Annotated in this window: 12 protein-coding genes and 1 pseudogene; 4 read left to right on the top strand and 9 right to left on the bottom strand. The window is 70.7% G+C overall.

Going from position 1 to position 19116, the window contains the following annotated elements:
• From ACXJMZ_RS29460 to ACXJMZ_RS29480, 5 genes are all read right to left on the bottom strand, one after another.
• The coding region (locus tag ACXJMZ_RS29460; protein WP_457033085.1) for an anti-sigma factor family protein at positions 1-313 on the bottom strand (313 nt) is incomplete at its 3' end.
• Positions 310-1029: an RNA polymerase sigma factor SigM gene (sigM, locus tag ACXJMZ_RS29465; protein WP_457033086.1), complete on the bottom strand. Its 720-nt coding sequence runs from the start codon at positions 1027-1029 to the stop codon at positions 310-312. The genes sigM and ACXJMZ_RS29460, both read right to left, overlap by 4 nt.
• A 16-nt stretch (positions 1030-1045) precedes the next feature.
• Positions 1046-2917 carry a protein kinase family protein gene (locus ACXJMZ_RS29470; RefSeq protein WP_457033087.1) on the bottom strand — a complete coding sequence of 624 codons (1872 nt, stop codon included), beginning with the start codon at positions 2915-2917 and terminating at the stop codon, positions 1046-1048.
• 220 nt (positions 2918-3137) lie between these two features.
• Positions 3138-5324, bottom strand: a complete 2187-nt coding sequence (gene murJ, locus ACXJMZ_RS29475; RefSeq protein WP_457033088.1) for a murein biosynthesis integral membrane protein MurJ — start codon at positions 5322-5324, stop codon at positions 3138-3140.
• Between the two features lie 45 nt (positions 5325-5369).
• The gene (locus ACXJMZ_RS29480) at positions 5370-7673 is read right to left on the bottom strand and encodes a DUF6049 family protein (RefSeq protein ID WP_457033089.1); all 2304 of its coding nucleotides are present in this window, start codon (positions 7671-7673) and stop codon (positions 5370-5372) included.
• Between the two features lie 268 nt (positions 7674-7941).
• Between ACXJMZ_RS29480 and ACXJMZ_RS29485 the strand changes: the two genes are divergently transcribed.
• Positions 7942-9363 carry a CCA tRNA nucleotidyltransferase gene (locus ACXJMZ_RS29485; RefSeq protein WP_457033109.1) on the top strand — a complete coding sequence of 474 codons (1422 nt, stop codon included), beginning with the start codon at positions 7942-7944 and terminating at the stop codon, positions 9361-9363.
• Positions 9364-9417: 54 nt separating this feature from the next.
• Here ACXJMZ_RS29485 and ACXJMZ_RS29490 read toward each other — a convergent pair whose 3' ends face one another.
• The gene (locus tag ACXJMZ_RS29490; protein ID WP_457033090.1) at positions 9418-10173 is read right to left on the bottom strand and encodes an LppU/SCO3897 family protein; all 756 of its coding nucleotides are present in this window, start codon (positions 10171-10173) and stop codon (positions 9418-9420) included.
• 280 nt (positions 10174-10453) lie between these two features.
• Between ACXJMZ_RS29490 and ACXJMZ_RS29495 the strand changes: the two genes are divergently transcribed.
• On the top strand, positions 10454-11170 hold the full coding sequence (locus ACXJMZ_RS29495; RefSeq protein ID WP_457033091.1) for a restriction endonuclease: 717 nt from the start codon (positions 10454-10456) through the stop codon (positions 11168-11170).
• A 95-nt stretch (positions 11171-11265) separates the two neighbouring features.
• On the opposite strand, the gene ACXJMZ_RS29500 is transcribed toward ACXJMZ_RS29495, so the two are convergent.
• The 3 genes and pseudogenes from ACXJMZ_RS29500 to ACXJMZ_RS29510 form a co-directional block, all read right to left on the bottom strand.
• Positions 11266-12585 (bottom strand): MFS transporter, encoded by a 1320-nt coding sequence (locus ACXJMZ_RS29500; protein WP_457033092.1) that lies wholly within the window; start codon positions 12583-12585, stop codon positions 11266-11268.
• Between the two features lie 124 nt (positions 12586-12709).
• Positions 12710-13720, bottom strand: a pseudogene (locus ACXJMZ_RS29505) (inositol-3-phosphate synthase); the annotation flags it as partial.
• 130 nt (positions 13721-13850) lie between these two features.
• Complete coding sequence (locus ACXJMZ_RS29510) at positions 13851-14519, bottom strand: PadR family transcriptional regulator (RefSeq protein WP_057228555.1); 669 nt, start codon at positions 14517-14519, stop codon at positions 13851-13853.
• A gap of 322 nt (positions 14520-14841) precedes the next feature.
• Between ACXJMZ_RS29510 and ACXJMZ_RS29515 the strand changes: the two genes are divergently transcribed.
• The gene (locus tag ACXJMZ_RS29515) at positions 14842-17448 is read left to right on the top strand and encodes a transglycosylase domain-containing protein (RefSeq protein ID WP_457033093.1); all 2607 of its coding nucleotides are present in this window, start codon (positions 14842-14844) and stop codon (positions 17446-17448) included.
• 115 nt (positions 17449-17563) lie between these two features.
• Complete coding sequence (locus tag ACXJMZ_RS29520) at positions 17564-19108, top strand: glycosyltransferase family 87 protein (protein ID WP_457033094.1); 1545 nt, start codon at positions 17564-17566, stop codon at positions 19106-19108.
• Positions 19109-19116: the final 8 nt, after the last annotated feature.

Here is a 19116-nt window from a genome sequence, read left to right on the forward strand (position 1 = left end):
GGCCCGGGGGCCCGGGCCGGCGGCGGGTGAGCGGCGTGGCCGGGTCGGCGGCCGGGGTCACCGGGACGGCGGCCTCGACCGCGAGGGCGGCGTCGATCCGGTCGGCCAGCTCGGCGGGCAGCGGGGGGAAGTCCTCCACCGCACCGAGGAGTTCGCGGACCTCGGCCAGCGCGGCGTAGGTGTCGGTGCACTCCGCGCAGCCGGCCAGGTGGGCCTGCAGCAGCGGTAGCTCGGCCGGGTCGGTGAGGTCCTCGGCCAGGTCGGCCAGCAGCTCGACGTCGGGGTGGCCGGCCTCGGTCCAGGAGGGGGTCATCGTGGTGTCACGTCTCCTCTCAGGGCCTGGCCGGGGAGTGGCCGTGGTGGGACGGATCGCGGGCCGTCCTGGTTCCCCGCAGTGCTCTCGGGTGCGCCGGTTTCACGTGAAACACCGTCGGAGGCAGCGGCGGACGACGGTGTTTCACGTGAAACCGTGCGCAGGTGCCGGACCAGCGGCAGCAGCTTGGCCCGCCCCCGGGCGCACCGGCTCTTCACCGTGCCCACGGGTACGCCGAGCAGTTCGGCCGCCTCGGCGACGGCGTACCCCTGCATGTCCACCAGCACCAGCGCGGCCCGCTGCTCGACCGGGAGCGCGGCCAGCGCGGCGGTCACCTCGCGCTGGAGCTCGGCCCGGACCACCAGGGTCTCGGTCGCCTCGGCGCTGCCGAGCAGGGCGTCCAGCCGGTGCTGCTCATGGTCCAGCGGGGTGGCCGGACGGCTGGCGGCGCGGCGGGCCCGGTCCAGGCAGGCGTTGACGACGATCCGGTGCAGCCAGGTCGTGACGGCCGAACGGCCCTGGAAGGTGTGGGCGGCGCGGAAGGCGGACACCAGGGCGTCCTGCAGGGCGTCGGCGGCCTCCTCGCGGTCGCCCAGGGTGCGCAGGGCGACCGCCCACAGCCGGTCCCGGTGACGGTGCACCAGGAGGCCGAAGGCGTCCGGGTCCCCGGCGGTGTGCCGGGCCAGCAGGGTGGCGTCCGGGACCTGCTCCGTCATGACCGCCCCCTCCCCGTCAGCTGGTGACCTTCACCTCGGCGATCTTGCCGCGGTACTGCCCGTCGGAGCCATCCTTGGGGAGACTGGTCAGCCAGAGCAAGAGGTAGCGGGTGCTCAGTGCGGTGCCGGGCTTCAGCTCGACCTTGCTGCCGGTCTGGGTGGCCACTGCCGCACCGAGGCTGTCGAGGCCCGCCTTGCCGGCCTCGGGAGCGGTGCCTCCCTGCGCGGCCCGGAGTTCCACCTTGGTGATCCCGGCGAACTCGATCTGGACCGAACCGACCTGCTGGACCGAACCGAGGTCGACGAGCAGCCCGGTACCGGCCTTGTAAGCGCCGCCCAGGTCCTGGTTGTACCCCGAGGTCTGCCAGCCGGTGGCAGGGTCGCCGTCGTAGGTCAGCTGGGTTTCGCTGGGGTGCTCCAGCCCGTCGCCCAGCGGGTTGAAGGAGACCACCCCGGCGATCGTGACCGGCTTGGCGACGACGTTGCCGGGGGAGGCCGGGGCGCTCTGGCCGGGCGGCGGGGGCTGCCCGTCAACGCTGTTGCTGTCGTGCAGGTCGAGATTGCTGACGAGCTGCCAGGAGGCCACCCCGATCGCGGCCAGCGCGACCAGCGAGGCGGTCACCCGGATCAGCCTGCGCAGCCGGGGGCGGCTCGGCCGGGCAGCGGTCGCCGGGGCGCCCAGCGGGGCCGGGCCGTCGGCGAGCCGGATCTGTGGGCGGTGCTGCTGCGGCCGCGGTGGTCGGGGTGGCGGGGTGAAGGCCGGTGGCGGGGGAGGCTCGGGCTGCCGGATCTTCGGCATCAGCGCGATGGCCTTGGCGAGTTCCTCCGGCGTGGTGATCGGGTCCTGGTGGTGCGGCGGTTGCTCGCACAGGGCCCGGGCGGCGATCTCGGCCAGGCCCTTGTGCACGCCCGCCCTGACCTGGTCCGGCGGGACGCAGCCGAGGCCCTTGGGCAGCCCCTGCAGGTCGTACCGGTCCTCCGGGTAGGGCCAGCGGTGGGTCAGCGCCGCGTACAGCAGTGCGCCGATCGCCCGGGTGTCGGTGAGCGCGGCGTCGTCGTCCGGCAGCCCGCGCAGCGCGGCGTCCACCGCGATGCCGTTGATCCGGTACTGCCCGCTCTCGGTGCGCAGCACGCACCTCGGGGTGAGCCGCAGGTGGGCCTGGCCGCGCTTGTGGGCGGCCGCGATCGCCTCGGCGACCTGACGGACCATCTGGTACGCGTCGTACGGCTCCAGCGGTCCGTCGGCGAGCAGTTGGGCCAGGTCGGCGGCGCCGGGCAGCCACTCCCGGATCACGTAGACGTGGTCGCCCTCCTGGACCGCGTCGAGCACCTGGACGAAGCGCAGGTCGCCGAGCAGGGCGGCGGACTTGGCGGCGGCCAGCACACCCCGGGCGCGCTGGTGTCCGGCGGCGAGCAGGTGGACGCCGACCGCGCGGCGGAGCTTCTCGTCCACCGCGCGCCAGCTGCTGAAGAACTCGGACTGGGTGATGCACTCCTCGAGCCGATAGCGGTCGGCGATCCGGTCGCCGCTGTGCCGGTCGGGGGCGGGGCGGAGCAGCGGGAGCTCGCCGGTCGGCTGGTCCAGGGTGGCGGCGGGGTCGAACTCCGCCTCGTCCTCGGCCTCCTCGGCCTCCTCGTCCTGCTCTGCCGGAGCGGTATCGGCGGCCTCAGCGGCCTCGGCGGGCTCGGCGGGCTCGTCGGCCGGGCCGGACTTCGGCTGCCGGCCGGTGAGTTCGGCAGCGATCTCGGCGGCCGACAGGGGGGCGGTGGCCTCGGCGGCGCTCTCCGCCGTCGGTTCGTCGGCCGGGGTCTCCCCGGCTGTGGTGGCCGGTGCCGTCTCGTCGTCCGCTACGGACGTGCCGACAACCGCCTTGGTGCCATCAGCCACCGTTGTCCTGCCTCCCCTTGTGTCGCCCCGGGTCCCGGAAAACCGGCCGTCCGCCCGGCCCCTGGGGGCGGCAGCGTGCCAGGACAATTGTGCCCACTCTTCCTCCCCTGCTACGACCGTTGGGTGGGCCGGCTGGTTGCGTTCCGGTTGCGACCGTCCGGCCCGACTCCGGGCGGCGGCACCCGGACTGAGGGAGCGGAAGATCCGGGCTGACGCGCGGTCAGCGGCCGAGTCGGCTACGCACCATACCGATCATCGCGTTCAGCTCCTCGATCCGCATCCGCCGGGCGATCAGCGCGAACACCGTGAGTTGCAGTCCGCCCGCCAGCAGGACGGTGACCACTGCGCCCGCCCAGTCGCCGATCAGCCCGGTGAGCAGGTCGTTCAGCAGCAGACTGGCGGCCAGGCCGAGGACGGCGGCGGGCAGTGAGGCGATCGCCAGCCGGATGTAGGTCTTGGAGATCCGGCCGGTGTCCAGGCCGCCGATCTTCGCCTTGAGCTTGGGCACCGCGACCGCGACGCCGACCGCGTAGGAGAGGCCGTAGCCGAAGGCCATCCCGGTGACCGCCCACTGGGCGGGCAGCACGAACCAGCAGAGCACGGCCGTGGCGGCCTGGCAGAGGGCCACCCAGAGCGTGTTGGAGAACGGCGTCCGGGTGTCCTCGTAGGCGTAGAAGCCGCGCAGCAGCACGTACTGGACGGAGTACGGGATCAGGCCCAGCGCGAAGGCCGAGAGCATGTAGCCGACCGCCGTGGTGCTGTGCGCGACCGCGCCGCCGTTGCCCAGGCCGTAGATCGCGCTGCCGATCACCGGGCCGAGCGCGAGGAACAGGAAGGCGGCGGGCACGATCGCCACCGCCGAGGTGCGCAGCCCGTACGAGAGGTCGTCCCGGACCGCCCCGGCGTCGCCGTCGGCCGCCGAGCGGGAGAGCCGGGGCAGCACTGCGCTCATCACCGAGACGGTGATCACGGCCATCGGGAGCTGCCAGATCAGCAGGGCGTTGGAGTAGGCGGCCAGGCCGACCCCGAGGTGCCCGGTCTTCTCGGCGGCGGCGCCGGCCGCGGTGGCGAGCTGGGTGATCACCAGGAAGCCGGCCTGGTTGGCGAGCACGAACAGGAAGGTCCACTTGGCCAGCCGGGCGGCCTTGCCGAGGCCGTGGCCGCGCCAGTCGAAGCGCGGCCTGAAGTGGAAGTGGGCGGCCCGCAGGTAGGGGATCATCGAGAGCGCCTGGACGGCCAGGCCGAGCAGGGTGCCCAGGCCGAGCAGCCGGATGCCCTCGGGGGAGATGGTGGCGGGGGTGACCTCGGTGCGCTGGAAGGCACCGAAGACCCAGATGTACATCCCGAAGGTGAAGATCACCACGATGTTGTTGAGGACCGGGGTCCACATCATCGCGCCGAACCGGCCCCGGGCGTTCAGGATCTGACCCATCACCACATGGATGCCCATGAAGAAGATGGTCGGCAGGCAGTACCGGGCCAGCGCCACCGTGGTGTCGGCGCTCGCCGGGTCCCGCATCAGCGAGTGCGAGATCAGCTGGACCAGCAGTGGTGCGCCCAGCACGGCGAGGAAGACGACCCCGGCCAGGCCGGCCATCACCAGGGTGAGCAGCCGGTTGGCGTAGGCGGTGCCGCCGTCCTCGTCCTGCTTCATCGCGCGGACCAGTTGGGGGACGAACACCGCGTTCAGCGCGCCGCCGCCGATCAGGATGTAGAGCAGGGTGGGCAGCGTGTTGGCGGCGTTGTACGAGTCGCCCATGGTGCCGACGCCGATCGCGGCGGCGATCACCATGGTGCGCAGGAAGCCGGTGCCCCGGGAGACCAGGGTGCCGGCGGCCATGATCGCGCTGGAGTTCACCAGACTGCTGATCTTGCCGCCACCGGACGACTCCGGCCGATGGTCCGCCGCCGGCGCGGGTTCCGGCTCCGGCGGCAGCTCGGGGCCGGAGGTCTCCGCCTCGGAGAGCGGGGGGTCGAACTCGATCGGCGGGACGAACGGGCGGGGCTCCTCGGCCTTCGTCAGCAGGGTGTCCACGCCGACGTACTCGGTGCTCTCGGAGTGCCGTGGGCCGCCCGGGTCCGTCTCTCCTGACGGTGCGTCGGCGGCCACGGCCGGCCAGCGCGGGGTGGGCGCGGTCAGACCGGGCTCCGGCTCGCGGTGCGAGGGCTGGAGCAGCTGGAGGGTCTGCGGGTCGTCCTCGGTGGCCTGCTGCTGCGGCAGCGCCGGGGGCCGCAGCCCGTACGGGTCGGCCCCGGCCTCGCTCGGGAACGGGTCGGCGGCGTACGGGTCCTGGGCGTAGGTGTCCGTCAGGTACCAGTCGGCGGGCTGCTCGGCCGCACCGTCCTGGCCCGTGGCGGCGCGACCCTGCTCACGACCCTGTGCTCGCTCCTCGCGGGGCCCGCTCATGCCACCTCATCGATGCTCGGGTACGGCTGCCCGGAAGGGGCCGCCTCAGTGCCCCACCTTCTCATCACCGGGGGCGTGTTCCCCGGCATCTGCGCCGGACTCCTGCGCCGCGCCTCCCTCCTCCTGGTCGGGCTCGGCGGCCCGCTTGCGGCGCTGGAGGGTGAACCGGACGGCGGCCAGCAGTATCAGGAGCACGCCGCCGCCGATCGCGTACAGCACGCCGGAGGTGACCGAGGTGACCTCGACCGTGAAGACGACCGGTTTGCCGTACGCCTCCTCGTGGGTGCCGGTGGTCATCAGCTGGGCGGTCATCTGCACCTTGCCGTTGTTCCGGGCGCTGGCCGGGAAGTGCAGGGTCTGGCTGGTGACGGCCTCCAGCAGGACGTCCTTCTGGAGGCCCACGTTGACCCGGTTCGGCTGACTGGAGCTCAGCTTGACCCGGAGGTTGCCGACCGCCTGGTTGAGGTCGTTCTTCACGCTGACCAGGACGGTGCCGGTGTCACCTGCGAGGGTGACCGTGCTCTTGGGGGTGAGCTTGACCGCGCCGATCAGACTGACCAGGTAGTCCTGCACGCCCTTCCGGTACGAGCTGCCCTCCGCGCTATGGTCCCGCCAGGCGGTGGACATCGAGCGGACCATGGCGGCGCTGAACGGGCCGCGCACCCGCTGCGGCTGGGTGAGGATGAACAGCAGCTGGTCCAGCTTGCCCTGGATGTCCATCACCTGACCGAGCGTCGCGGCGGACAGCTCGCCCGCCCGCAGCCGCTGCGGGTAGTCGGCCGGGCCGAGGACGGTGGTGTTGGCATCCGGATCGACCGGGGCGGTGGCCACGGTCTGGAGGTTCACCAGCTTGGCCCAGCCACCCTGCTGGGCCTGGGTGACCGCCTCGGCCAGCGCACCGGCGGAGCCGGTGGTGAGGTTGCGGGGCGGCAGCACCAGCAGGGTGCGCGGGGTCTCCGGGAGCTGACGGTTGATCACCATGGTCTCGGCCAGGAAGCGCTGGACGGCCGCGCTCCGGGCCCCCGGGGAGGACAGGTCGGGCTGGAACAGGTCGGAGACGGTGGAGTCGGCGACCACGGCGGTCTGCCCGTTGCCGATCGGGCGGGCCGCGCTCGGCGTGTAGTTCATCGAGGTGTCCGGCAGGCTCGCACTGCTGGTCAGCACCAGGTTCTCCCCGGCGGCCAGGGCGGTGGCGGCGATCTGCTGGTCCAGGTAGCCCTGGTAGGGCCAGGCGACGTCGGCCCGGGCATCGGTGGACAGCCGGCCCTCGGCCGTCACCTCACCGGCCGTCCCGGCCTTGCGGAGCGCGTCGGCCATCCCGTTCAGCCCGGCGCCGTTGTGGGCGATCGAGGCCAGGTCCGGGTCGGCGTACGGCAGCGCGACCACCTGGCTGCCCGCTCCGGCCACCGCGGTGCGGAGCTGCTTGAGCCACTCGGTGGCGGCGTCCTTGCCGGTGCCGGGGACGGTGTTGCTCTCCTTGGCGGGCTCCCCGGCGGTGTTCGGCTTCTGGACCCGGTACGGCTTGGTCATCGCGAACACGGTGTCCAGCAGGTCGGGGTCGATCACCCAGGTCAGCCCGGGCAGCTGACTGCCGGTCTGCACCAGCTGTCCGAGCCGCCCGCCCGGGGCCAGCTCGGTGGCCAGGCTGTCGTCCCGCAGCACCGGCACCGGGTCGTTGTCCTGCATGGTCTGGGCCACCAGCTCGGGCGTGTGGGTGATCGGCCAGACCACCGCGAGCTGGGTCGGGTGGGCGATCGCCTCGCTCCGGTACGGGAGGAAGGTCCGGGCGATGCCGAGGGTGTGCGGGTCCTCGTCGTCCGGGGTGACGCCGGCCACGTCCACCGCCAGCTCGTACACCCCGCCCTTGCCGACCTTGAGATCGGCGACCGCCACCTGGACGGTGTAGGGACTGCTCTGGCCCGCCGCCAGCGTGCCCAGGCCCTTCCGGCTCGCCGCGACCGGGGTGCCGTCCGCGCCGGTCGGCTCACCGCGCCGGACGAGCTGGTCGAGGCTGCTGCGGCTGGCCAGCGCCCGGCCGGAGGCCGACTGCTGCCGGATGCTCACGGTGATGTCCTTCAGCGCGGCCGAACCGGAGTTGGTGACCACGCCGTTGACCGTCACGGTGTCGCCCGCCGCCGCCCCCCCCTTGGGTGTGACCGAGTCGACGGCGACGGTGGCCGGGTACTCCGGGGAGGCGGCGGCGAAGCCGGCCGGTGCGGCTGCGGCCGGCAGCACACCGGGGACCAGGACGGCGCCGAATGCCAGCAGACCGGACAGCTTCCGGGCCACCCGGCCCGTCCGGGTGCGGGCCACCGTACGCGGGTCCGACTGCCGTACCGGCTCAACCACGCTTCGACCTCGCCGTTCTGGATCGGGTTGGAACTGAGTTCAGTCCTGGACGGGGACCCACAGCGGCGGCCGACGGCCCGGGCCGGGATCTCTCCACCGGCATGGTAACGAGGCCGGTGGCCCGGTGGTGTTGCGGGTTGGGGGCTGACCGGCGGAAAACCTGGCGACGGCGGGGCGGGGTGGGCACGTACCCTTGTGAGCCGTGTCCACTGTCAATGAGTCCAGCGCCAGTCCGTCCAGCACCGATGCCCGTGCCGCCGCCCCAGGGCTGAGCGAGGCGCAGGCCCTCGGCCTGCAAGAACTGCTCCGGGTCTCCCCGGTGGCGGACGAGATCGCCGAGCGGTTCCGGGCCGCCGGGCACCGGCTGGCCCTGGTCGGCGGCTCGGTCCGGGACGCGCTGCTCGGCCGGCTCGGCAACGACCTCGACTTCACCACCGACGCCCGCCCCGAGCAGGTGCTCAAGCTGGTGAAGGGCTGGGCGGACGCGGTCTGGGACGTCGGTATCGCCTTCGGCACCGTCGGCGCTCGCAAGGACACCGTGGACGGTTCGTTCCTGATCGAGATCACCACCTACCGCAGCGAGGCGTACGACCGCACGTCGCGCAAGCCGGAGGTGACCTACGGCGAGACCATCGAACAGGATCTGGTCCGGCGGGACTTCACCGTCAACGCGATGGCCGTCGACCTGCCGGGGCGCGGCTTCGTCGACCCGCACCACGGTCTTGACGACCTGGAGGCCCGGGTGCTGCGCACCCCCGCCACGCCCGAGGAGTCCTTCTCCGACGACCCGCTGCGGATGATGCGGGCGGCCAGGTTCGCCGCCCAGCTGGACTTCGAGCCCGCCCCCGAGGTGGTCGCCGCGATGACCGCGATGGCCGAGCGGATCACCATCGTCTCCGCCGAGCGGGTGCAGGCCGAGCTCAACAAGCTGCTGCTCGCCGAGCACCCGGTGAAGGGCCTGCGGCTGCTGGTCGACACCGGCCTGGCCGACCACGTGCTGCCCGAACTCCCCGCGCTCCGGCTGGAGAGCGACGAGCACCACCGGCACAAGGACGTCTACGAGCACTCGCTGACCGTGCTGGAGCAGGCCATCGCGCTGGAGCAGGACGGGCCCGACCTGGTGCTGCGGCTGGCCGCGCTGCTGCACGACATCGGCAAGCCGCGGACCCGGCGGTTCGAGTCCGACGGCCGGGTGTCCTTCCACCACCACGAGGTGGTCGGCGCCAAGATGACCGGCAAGCGGATGCGGGACCTGAAGTACTCCAAGGACCTGACCGAGGAGGTCTCGCGGCTGGTCGAGCTGCACCTGCGCTTCCACGGCTACGGCGGCGGGGAGTGGACCGACTCGGCGGTCCGCCGCTACGTCACCGACGCGGGCCCGCTGCTGGAGCGGCTGCACAAGCTCACCCGCTCCGACTGCACCACCCGCAACCGGAAGAAGGCCGCCGCCCTCTCCCGGACGTACGACTCGCTGGAGACCCGGATCGCCGAGCTCCGGGAGCAGGAGCAGCTGGACGCCATCCGCCCGGCGCTGGACGGCAACGAGATCATGCGGCTGCTCGACCTCAAGCCGGGCCCGCAGGTCGGCAAGGCGTACAAGCACCTGCTCGAACTCCGGCTGGAGCACGGGCCGATGGAGCTCGAGGCGGCGGAGGCGGCGCTGCGCGAGTGGTGGGCGGAACAGCAGTAGGAACGAACTGAGGGGGCGTCCGATTCGGACGCCCCCTCAGTTCGTTCCCCGCGGTTACTTCAGGAACTGCAGGCAGAGCATGAACTTCTGGTCGCCCCGCTGCTCGTAGTAGTAGCCGTCCGAGTCGCTGAACTTGTCGCAGACCTTGCCGTCGGTGGTGTCGTCCACCTTGCCGACGATCTTCGCCTCGGCCTTCGGGTCCGAGCAGTCGAGCACCTCCACGTCGGGGTGGTTGTCCTCGGTGCCGGCGGCCACGGTGGTGTTCTTGTTGTGCACGCACTCACCGACCGAGGCGTACTCCGGGTCGCTCTTGATCGAGAACCCGATGGCCAGTGCGACGATCAGCGGCAGCAGCAGGCCCAGGATGGCCGCGCGCTGGAACACCGGCTTGCCCGGGTTCATCGGCTGACCGGGGGCACCGGGGATGGGTTCGGCCAGCTTGTTGATCTTCGCCCGCTGCGGGATGTTGATCAGCATGGTGACCGGGTTGATGATCATCGAGGCGATGCCCCACCAGCCCTGCCAGAGGCTCTTCGCCGTCATGTCCCGGTGCGCGGCAATACCGCAGGTCCGGCAGAACGGGCCCTGCAGCTTGAGGAACTTCATGATGACCAGGAAGCCCTGGTGCCCGCGGATGGTGGCCTCCACCGCGGGAGCCGACCCACAGAAACGGCAGAACGGACCGGCCGGCAGCCCCTGCTGGAACTGCTGGGACTGTTCGAACGGCTGGGCCGGGATGGACGGAGCCGCAGCGGCGGGGTCGACGGGCGGAGCGCCGTACGGGACCTGCTGAGGAGGCGGAGTGGACATGGGATTCCCCCGAGTGTGACTGATGAGTCTGAAGTGAACGGTGCAAGGTATCGGCAGGTCAGCCGCATCCGGAAGCCAGTTCGGCCGAGGTGGGGGAATGGACACCCAACCGTGATCGCCGCGCCCGATTTGTCGGATCACAAGATCTTTTGAACAAGTGTCGCTTTAGCGAATCCGCTCGATTGAGTGGTCGGAGTCGCTGGATGTGACCTGCTGATGAGTGGTCATGTTGAGCTGTCCGAGGGAGGGCGTTCCTCCCCCGGAGAGAGAGGACGCAGCCATGGCTGTGGACGCGGTGTTGTTGGAGTCCCCGACGATGCGGGCGACGGTGATCGAGCGGGTCGAGGTGCTGGACCGGGTGAAGGCGCTGGCCTTCCTGCCGGACGGGGTGCACGTGACCACCGATGCGGTGGCGCGGTACTTCGAGGTCGGGGAGAAGGCGGTCTACTCCGTGGTCGTCGACCACCGGGCCGAGTTGGTGGCCAACGGGTACACCGTGCTGAGCGGCTCGCGACTGACCTCCTTCAAGGAGGTCAGTGGGATCCAGTCGCGCGCGAGGTCGCTCGCGCTGTTCAGCCGACGGACGGTGCTGAACGTGGCGATGTTGCTGCGGGACAGCGAAACCGCACGTCAGGTGCGGTGCTACCTGCTCGACGCGGAGCAGCAGGCCAGGCGGGAGGCTGTGGACAACCCGGTGGACGGGGTTGTGGACAACCGGTTCCCGTACCCCGAGGGGTCGGTGGACGCGGCGGTCGCGCTGGTGGCCGAGCGGGCGGTGCGGGCGGTGATCGGTACCAGCGTGGTGCCGTTGCTGAACGCGCTGTCGGTGGAGGTCGGCCGGAACAGCCGGAAGATCGATGCGATGGCGGACCGGGTCGACCGGCTGGAGCGGGTGGTGCTGGACGACGAGGAGAAGGCGATCGCCCGGCGGCGGCTGAGGCTGATCCGGGCGATTGACGAGGGCGCGACGCCGGAGGAGCTCGACGAGCTGGTCTAGCCGTACGCCGATGAGAGAGCCGGGGGTGGATACCTCAATTACCCACCCCCGGCTCGTTCGAGGGGCCGGCCTGCGACTGACTTCCTTCAAGGAAGTCAGTGGGATCCAGCCGTGGCCGGGACGGGGGACCGGCGGGCCGCGTGGGCGTACAGGGCGGCGGTCAGAGCGTAGAGCACGGCGACGCCGAGCATCAGTGGGACGGAGCGGCCGTCGAGGGGGAGGACGAGGGCGGTGACGAAGGCGGCGGCGACGAAGGCGAGGTTGAACAGGACGTCGTAGATGGCGAAGACGCGGCCGCGGTAGGCGTCCTCGACGGACTCCTGGACGACGGTGTCGGCGCAGATCTTGATGCCCTGGGTGACCACGCCGAGCAGGAGGGCGGCGGCCATGGTCGGGCCGAAGGAGAAGGTCAGGCCGAGGGTGGGGACGAAGACGGCGGCCGAGGCGGCGCAGGTGGTGAGCCAGCCGGAGAGGCCGAGGCGGCGGGTGCACCAGGGGCTGATGACGGCGGCGAGGAAGAAGCCGACGGCGGAGACGACGAGGAACTGGCCGAGGGTGGCCAGTCCGGCGGCGCTGTCGGTGGGGTCGTTGAAGGTGTAGCGGGAGAGCATCAGCAGGACCACGACCAGGATGCCGTAGCAGAAACGGGCGGCGGTGACGGCGGCCAGTGCGTGGCTGGCCGGTCGGCAGTCCCGGAGCAAGTGGCGTACGCCGTCGGCGAGTTCATGGGCGGCCAGGCCGAGGGCCCGGCGCAGTGGCGGCCGGTCCGGGTGGCGGTCGGGGCCGAGCAGGTCGGGGTCCATCCGCAGGGCGGCCAGGGCGGCGCTCAGGTAGAGCAGGGCTGCAACGGTGACCAGCAGGGCGTCGGCCCGGGAGCCCGGCGGCAGGATCAGGTGGACCACGAAGCCGAGGCCGCCGCCGCAGAACGCGGCGACGGTGCCGAGGGTGGGGGAGAGCGCGTTCGCGGTGACCAGCTGCTCGGGCCGGGCGACCACCCGGGGCAGCGCGGCGGAGAGCCCGGCCAGGATGAACCGGTTGAGGGCGGTGACCAGCAGGGCCGCGCCGAGGAAGATCCAGTCCGGCACCCGGGCCAGCAGCAGGGCTCCGGTCACCAGGCCGAGTCCGCAGCGGGCCAGGTTGCCGAGGTAGAGCACCTGCCGTCGGCGCCAGCGGTCGAGCAGGACGCCGGCGAACGGGCCGATCAGCGAGAACGGCAGCAGCAGCACCAGCAGGACCGAGGCGATGTCGGCCGGACTGGACTGGCGCTCGGGCGAGAAGATCACGTACGAGGCCAGCGAGACCTGGAAGACCCCGTCGGAGAGCTGGGAGAGCACTCGGGCGGTGAGCAGTCGCCGGAAATCGACAGCCCGGAACAGGCCGGTGAGCGAGTTGCCGCCGTTCGCTGTCTGAGCCACCCGCCCAGGGTGCCATGACCGGCGCCGATGTTTCACGTGAAACATGGCCGGACGTCCGATCGGATCGCCGACCCTGGGTCAGCGCCGAAACGCCCGGAGGGCCCTGACCATGGGTCAGGGCCCGCGGGGACTTCATGAAGTACGAGGACGCCGACAGGATCGGGCCACCGATGCCCCGGTCCATGGCGATCTTCGCGGCGCGGACGGCGTCGATGATGACACCGGCCGAGTTCGGGGAGTCCCAGACCTCGAGCTTGTACTCGAGGTTCAGCGGGACGTCGCCGAAGGCGCGGCCCTCGAGGCGGACGTACGCCCACTTGCGGTCGTCGAGCCACGCGACGTAGTCGGACGGGCCGATGTGGACGTTCTTGGCGCCCAGGTCGCGGTCCCGGACCTGGGAGGTGACGGCGTTGGTCTTCGAGATCTTCTTGGACTCGAGGCGGTCACGCTCGAGCATGTTCTTGAAGTCCATGTTGCCGCCGACGTTCAGCTGCATGGTGCGCTCCAGCAGGACACCGCGGTCCTCGAAGAGCTTCGCCATCACGCGGTGCGTGATGGTCGCGCCGACCTGCGACTTGATGTCGTCACCGACGATCGGCACGCCGGCCTCGGTGAACTTGTCCGCCCACTCCTTGGTGCCGGCGATGAACACCGGGAGGGCGTTCACGAAGCCGACCTTGGCGTCGAGCGCGCACTGGGCGTAGAAGCGGGCGGCGTCCTCGGAACCCACCGGCAGGTAGCAGACCAGGACGTCGACCTGGCGGTCCTTCAGGACCTGCACGACGTCGACCGGGGCCTCGTCGGACTGCTCGATGGTCTCGAGGTAGTACTTGCCGAGACCGTCGAGGGTGTGACCACGCTGCACGGTGACGCCGGTCGGCGGCACGTCGCAGATCTTGATGGTGTTGTTCTCGCTGGCGCCGATGGCGTCCGCGAGGTCGAAGCCGACCTTCTTGGCGTCGACGTCGAACGCGGCGACGAACTCCACGTCACCGACGTGGTACTCGCCGAACTGCACGTGCATCAGCCCAGGGACCTTGCCGGCGGGGTCGGCGTCCTTGTAGTACTCGACACCCTGAACCAGCGACGCGGCACAGTTGCCGACGCCCACGATGGCTACGCGAACCGAACCCATTCCGGTTGCTCCCTTTGAATCATGAGACCCGCCCGATCGGGCGGTCTCGCTCAACTTCTCTTCTCTGGTGGGCGCGGCGCGCCCAGTCCCGCCGCGCGCACCAGAGGGTCGCGGCGAGTTCAGCGCTCCGTCAGGAACGCCCCGGGCGGTCGTGCGGTGGCCTCGGCGGGTCCGGGGACCCGGCCTCCTGGCCACGGCCGTCCGAAGTACTGGTGTCACCGGGCGCCCCTGGGCGCCCCGTGCGGTTGGCCCGCTCGGTCTCGATCAGCTCGTTGAGCCAACGGACCTCGCGCTCCACCGATTCGAGACCGTGCCGCTGCAGTTCGAGCGTGTAGTCGTCGAACCGCTCGCGGGTACGGGCGATCGAGCTGCGCATCCGCTCGAGCCGCTCCTCCAGCCGGCTGCGGCGGCCTTCCAGGACGCGCATCCGCACGGCCCGGTCGGTCTGACCGAAGAAGGCGAAGTGCACCCCGAAGTGCTCGTCCTCCCAGGCGTCCGGGCCCGAGTCGGCGAGCAGCTCCTCGAAACGCTGCTTGCCCTCGGCGGACAGCCGATAGACGATCTTCGACCGCTTGCCGTTGAGCGCGGTGGCGGGGACGTACTCGGTGTCCGGGTTGTCCTCGACCAGGAAGCCCTGGGCCACCAGGCTCTTCAGGCAGGGGTAGAGCGTGCCGTAGGAGAACGCGCGGAACGAGCCGAGCAGGACGTTGAGCCGCTTGCGCAGCTCGTAGCCGTGCATCGGGGCGTCGTGCAGCAGACCGAGGACGGCGAACTCAAGGACTCCCGAGCGCCTGCTCACTGTCGTTCCGCCTCCCTCCGCCGGTATGCCCGTGCGTTATGTCGTGCCGATGTATCGGCTCGATATATCGAGAACAGTAAACCTGGGTCACGGAACGGGCAAGGGCGACTCGGGTGAAAGTGATCACAGGATGTCCGTTCGGCGGAGCTGAGCTCCCGTCAAGGGCTGTCCGGGGCCAGGTTGGCAACGGGCATGTAATGATCTGCTGCCGATATGCGGTAGTTGATACCTGATGCCCGATTAGGTGTGATTTCCAGCTGCGTACTCTGTCGCGTGTGCACGGGCTGTCGGCCGTGCGCGAGGACCGAGGAGTGGCTGGAAGATGAGCGAACACCGTCGGAGGTCGTCCAACCCGGGCGACGAGGAACCGTCGGGCCGCCAGGCCGACGGCGGACGCCCGTACGCCTACGGGAGCCCGCCGGACGGCGCACCGTCGTACGGGAGTGGCGGTGACGCCCGTGGCGGTGACCGCCCTGCCGGGGGCCGGCCCACTGCTCGGCAGCCCCGGCTGACCAGGGCCGAGATGCGCAGGGGGCAGGGCTCCCGCGGCGACGGCGGCAACGCCCGCCGCGGCGCGGCCGCCGCCGGTGCACCCCCGGTCGGGCGGAACGGCAAGCCGGCCAAGAAGCGGTTCATCGACTACCCGCGCTTCGGCAAGACCGGCTTCCGGCGCTGGATCCCGTCCTGGAAGCTGCAGTTGAGCACCTTCCTGGTGTTCTTCGGCTCCGGGGTGGCCGCGGTCGGCATCGCCTATGCGAGGACGCCGATCCCGGACCTCAACAAGCTGGTGGAGACCCAGAACAACATCTACTACTGGGCCGACGGCACCGAGATGACCCGGCAGGGCGAGACCAACCGGCAGGTGGTGGAGCTCGGCGACATCAGCAAGGACCTGCAGAACGCAGCCATCTCGACCGAGAACGCCTCCTTCTGGACCGACAGTGGCATCGACCCCAAGGGCATCGGCCGGGCGGTCTACAACATGGCCACCGGTGGCGAGACCCAGGGTGGCTCGACCATCACCCAGCAGTACGTCAAGAACGCCTACCTGAACCAGGACCAGACCCTCAGCCGGAAGGTCCGCGAGCTGTTCATCACCCTCAAGGTGAACCGGGAGGACAGCAAGCAGAAGATCCTCACCGGCTACCTGAACACCAGCTGGTTCGGCCGCGGCGCGATCGGGGCGCAGGCCGCTGCCCAGTCCTACTACGGCGTGAACGCGAAGGACCTGAACCTCTGCCAGAGCGCCATGCTGGCTGGCCTGCTCAAGGGTGCCGCGCTGTACGACCCGGCCAACCCGGCGAACAAGGACCGGGCGGTGCGGCGCTGGAACGAGGTGCTGGATCGGATGGTGACGACCGGTGCGATCACCAAGGATCAGCGGGCCACCTGCACCGAGTACCCGATGCCGGTCGGGAAGAAGCCGTTGGCCAACATGAACGGCCAGGTCAGCTACATGGTCGAGGTGACCAACAAGTACCTGCTGGCCAAGGACAAGAAGATCGACGCGACCGCGCTGGCCAAGGGTGGCTACCAGATCTACACCACCTTCGACAAGAACAAGGTGGCGGCGCTGGCCAAGTCGGTGGAGGACTTCCAGAAGGACGTCCTCAATCCGACGAAGCGCGCGGAGGACATGTTCGTCCAGATCGGCGCGGCCTCGGTGCTGCCCAACGACGGTGCGATCGTGGCCATCTACGGCGGCGAAGGCGTGGAGAAGGGGCACTACACCAACAACGCCGACGGGTCCGGTGTCCCGGTCGGCTCGACCTTCAAGCCCTTCGTGCTGGCCGCCGCGATGCAGTACGGCGTGCAGACCGAGACCGGTGACGACGGCAAGCCGAAGCGGATCAACGCCGAGAGCCGCTACATGGCCAACGACATGTCGGAGATCCACAAGCTGGACGGCTCTCCGGTGCTCGAGGACGGCAAGCCCTACCGCCAGAAGAACAGCGGCAAGTCGAACCCTGGTTACGTCTCGCTCAAGGAGGCGATGCGTAACTCCTACAACGTGCCCTTCGTGCAGCTCGGCCAGGACGTCGGGACCGCGAAGGTCGGTGAGCTGGTGGAGAAGATGGGTCTGCACCACGACAGCGTGAAGGACTCCGTCAACACCACCACCTTCCCGCTCGGCACCTCCACCCCCAGCGCGATCCGGATGGCCTCGGCCTACTCGGTGTTCGCGGCGCGTGGCCAGCAGACCGACCCGTACTCGGTCACCAAGGTGGTCTGGAACGGCAGCGAAGTGAAGGGCTTCACCAAGCCGACGCCCAAGCCGGTGCTGGACGAGGCGGTCGCCGACAACATCACCGACGTCCTGGTGAACGTGGCCAAGAACGGTACCGGTAGCAAGACCAACGCCATCGGCCGGCCGGTCGCGGGCAAGACCGGTACCACCGACGGCGGCCTCTCGGCCTGGTGGGTCGGCTACACCCCGTCGCTGGTCACCTCGGTCGGCATGTGGCGAGAGGAGCCGGGCAACCCCAAGCTGCTCACGCTGAACAAGACCGCGGGCAAGGACGAGATCCACGGTGGTGACTTCCCGACGGACATCTTCACCCGCTACATGAAGATGATCCTGGGCGACTCGAAGGTCGAGAACTTCCCGAAGCCGGGCAAGATCGGCGAGCAGGTCGACTCCTCGGGTGCCCCGGCCACCGCCTCGGCGTCCGCCTCGGCGAGCGCGACCGCGCCGGTGCCCGATCCGACCACCATCGCGCCGACGGCGCCGCCGAGCACGCCCCCGAGCACGACGCCCACGCCGAGCAACACCCCGAGCCCCACCGAGTCCTGCCTGATCCCGGCGTTCTGCCCGAGCAACTCGCCGTCGCCGAGCAAGAGCAGAACGACCAAGCCGAGCGGCTCGGCGTCCGGCAGCGCCCCGGGCGACCCGGCCAACGGGATCGCGGCCAACCCCGGCCCGAACTGACCCGGAGTCAGCAGCACCGATGGCGGTTCTCCTCGGAGAACCGCCATCGGTGCGTTCGGAACCGGATGGCGGGGGCACCTCCTCCGGAGCCGACCGGTGCGGCATCATGTCCGCCATGACGTCGAGTGCTCGGGACGAGAACGGCAGCACGGCCACGGTGCCGGTGGACGATGAGGTGGGCCCGCTGCCGAACACGGTGGTGGTCCCCGCGGACGAGGACCCGGTCTCCGCCGCGGGCAGCGAACTGTTCGGCGGCCCGCCGGGACGCCGCGCCCTGCTCGGCGTCAACTGGTGGATCCCGGCCCGCTTCCTGGCCGTCGCGGTGATCGTGGTCTGCGTGCTGGGCATGATCCAGAAGCTGCCCTGCTACGCCGGCGGCTGGTTCCGCGGCGCCACCACCCAGTACACCCACGGCTGTTACAGCGACATCCCGCACCTGTACACCTGGCGCGGGTTCGCCACCGGGCTGACCCCGTACGTCGACATGCTGCCGCAGCCCAGCCCGGACATGCAGTACCTCGAATACCCGGTGCTGACCGGCCTGTTCATGCAGGTGGCCGCCTGGCTGACGCCCGGCGGGGGCTCCACCGAGACCCGTGAGCAGCTGTTCTGGCTGATCAACGCCGGGATGCTGATGGTCTGCGCGGTGGTCACCGTGGTCGCGCTCACCCGGACCCACCGCCGCCGCCCCTGGGACGCGCTGCTGTTCGCGCTGGCCCCCGCGCTGGCGCTCAACTTCACCATCAACTGGGACCTGTTGGCGGTCGCCTTCTGCGCCGTCGCGATGGCCTACTGGTCCGGCCGCCGCGCGGTCTGGGCCGGTGTCTTCATCGGCCTGGCCACCGCGGCAAAGCTCTACCCCCTGCTGCTGCTCGGCCCGCTGCTGGTGCTCTGCTGGCGGGCCGGCCGCTGGCGCGCCTTCTGGGCGGCCACCGGTGGCGCGGCCGGCGCCTGGCTGCTGGTCAACCTGCCGGTGATGGCGGCCAACTGGAAGGGCTGGGCCACCTTCTACACCTTCAGCCAGACCCGCAAGGAGGACTTCGGCTCGTTCTGGCTGATCCTCATGCAGGACCGCGGCAAGCAACTGGAGACCCTGAACACCTGGATCGCCGGCCTGCTGGTGCTCAGCTGCCTGGGGATCTGCTGGCTCGCGCTCTCCGCTCCGCGCCGCCCGCGCTTCGCCCAGCTGGCCTTCCTGGTGGTGGCCGCGTTCATCCTGACCAACAAGGTCTACTCGCCGCAGTACGTGCTCTGGCTGATCCCGCTCGCCGCGCTGGCCCGGCCGCGCTGGCGGGACTTCCTGATCTGGCAGGCCTGCGAGGTGCTGTACTTCCTCGGTGTCTGGTCCTACCTGGCCTTCACCGGCGACTCCAAGCAGCACGGCATCGGCCAGGACTGGTACCACCTGGCGATCATGCTGCACCTGCTCGGCACCCTGTACCTGTGCTACCTGGTGGTCCGCGACATCCTCCGCCCGGAGCTGGACCCGGTCCGCTGGGACGGCAGTGACGACCCGTCGGGCGGCGTGCTGGACCAGGCGCCGGACGTCTTCGTGCTCGGCCAGGCCCGTCGGCTGCGCGAGGAGCACAGCTACGAGGAGTACCGACTGGCCGAGGACGCCGACTGGCTGCCCGAGGAGAGCTCGGTCAAGAACGACTGAGCGCAGGA

The sequence above is a fragment of the Kitasatospora sp. P5_F3 genome (genome assembly GCF_054049135.1).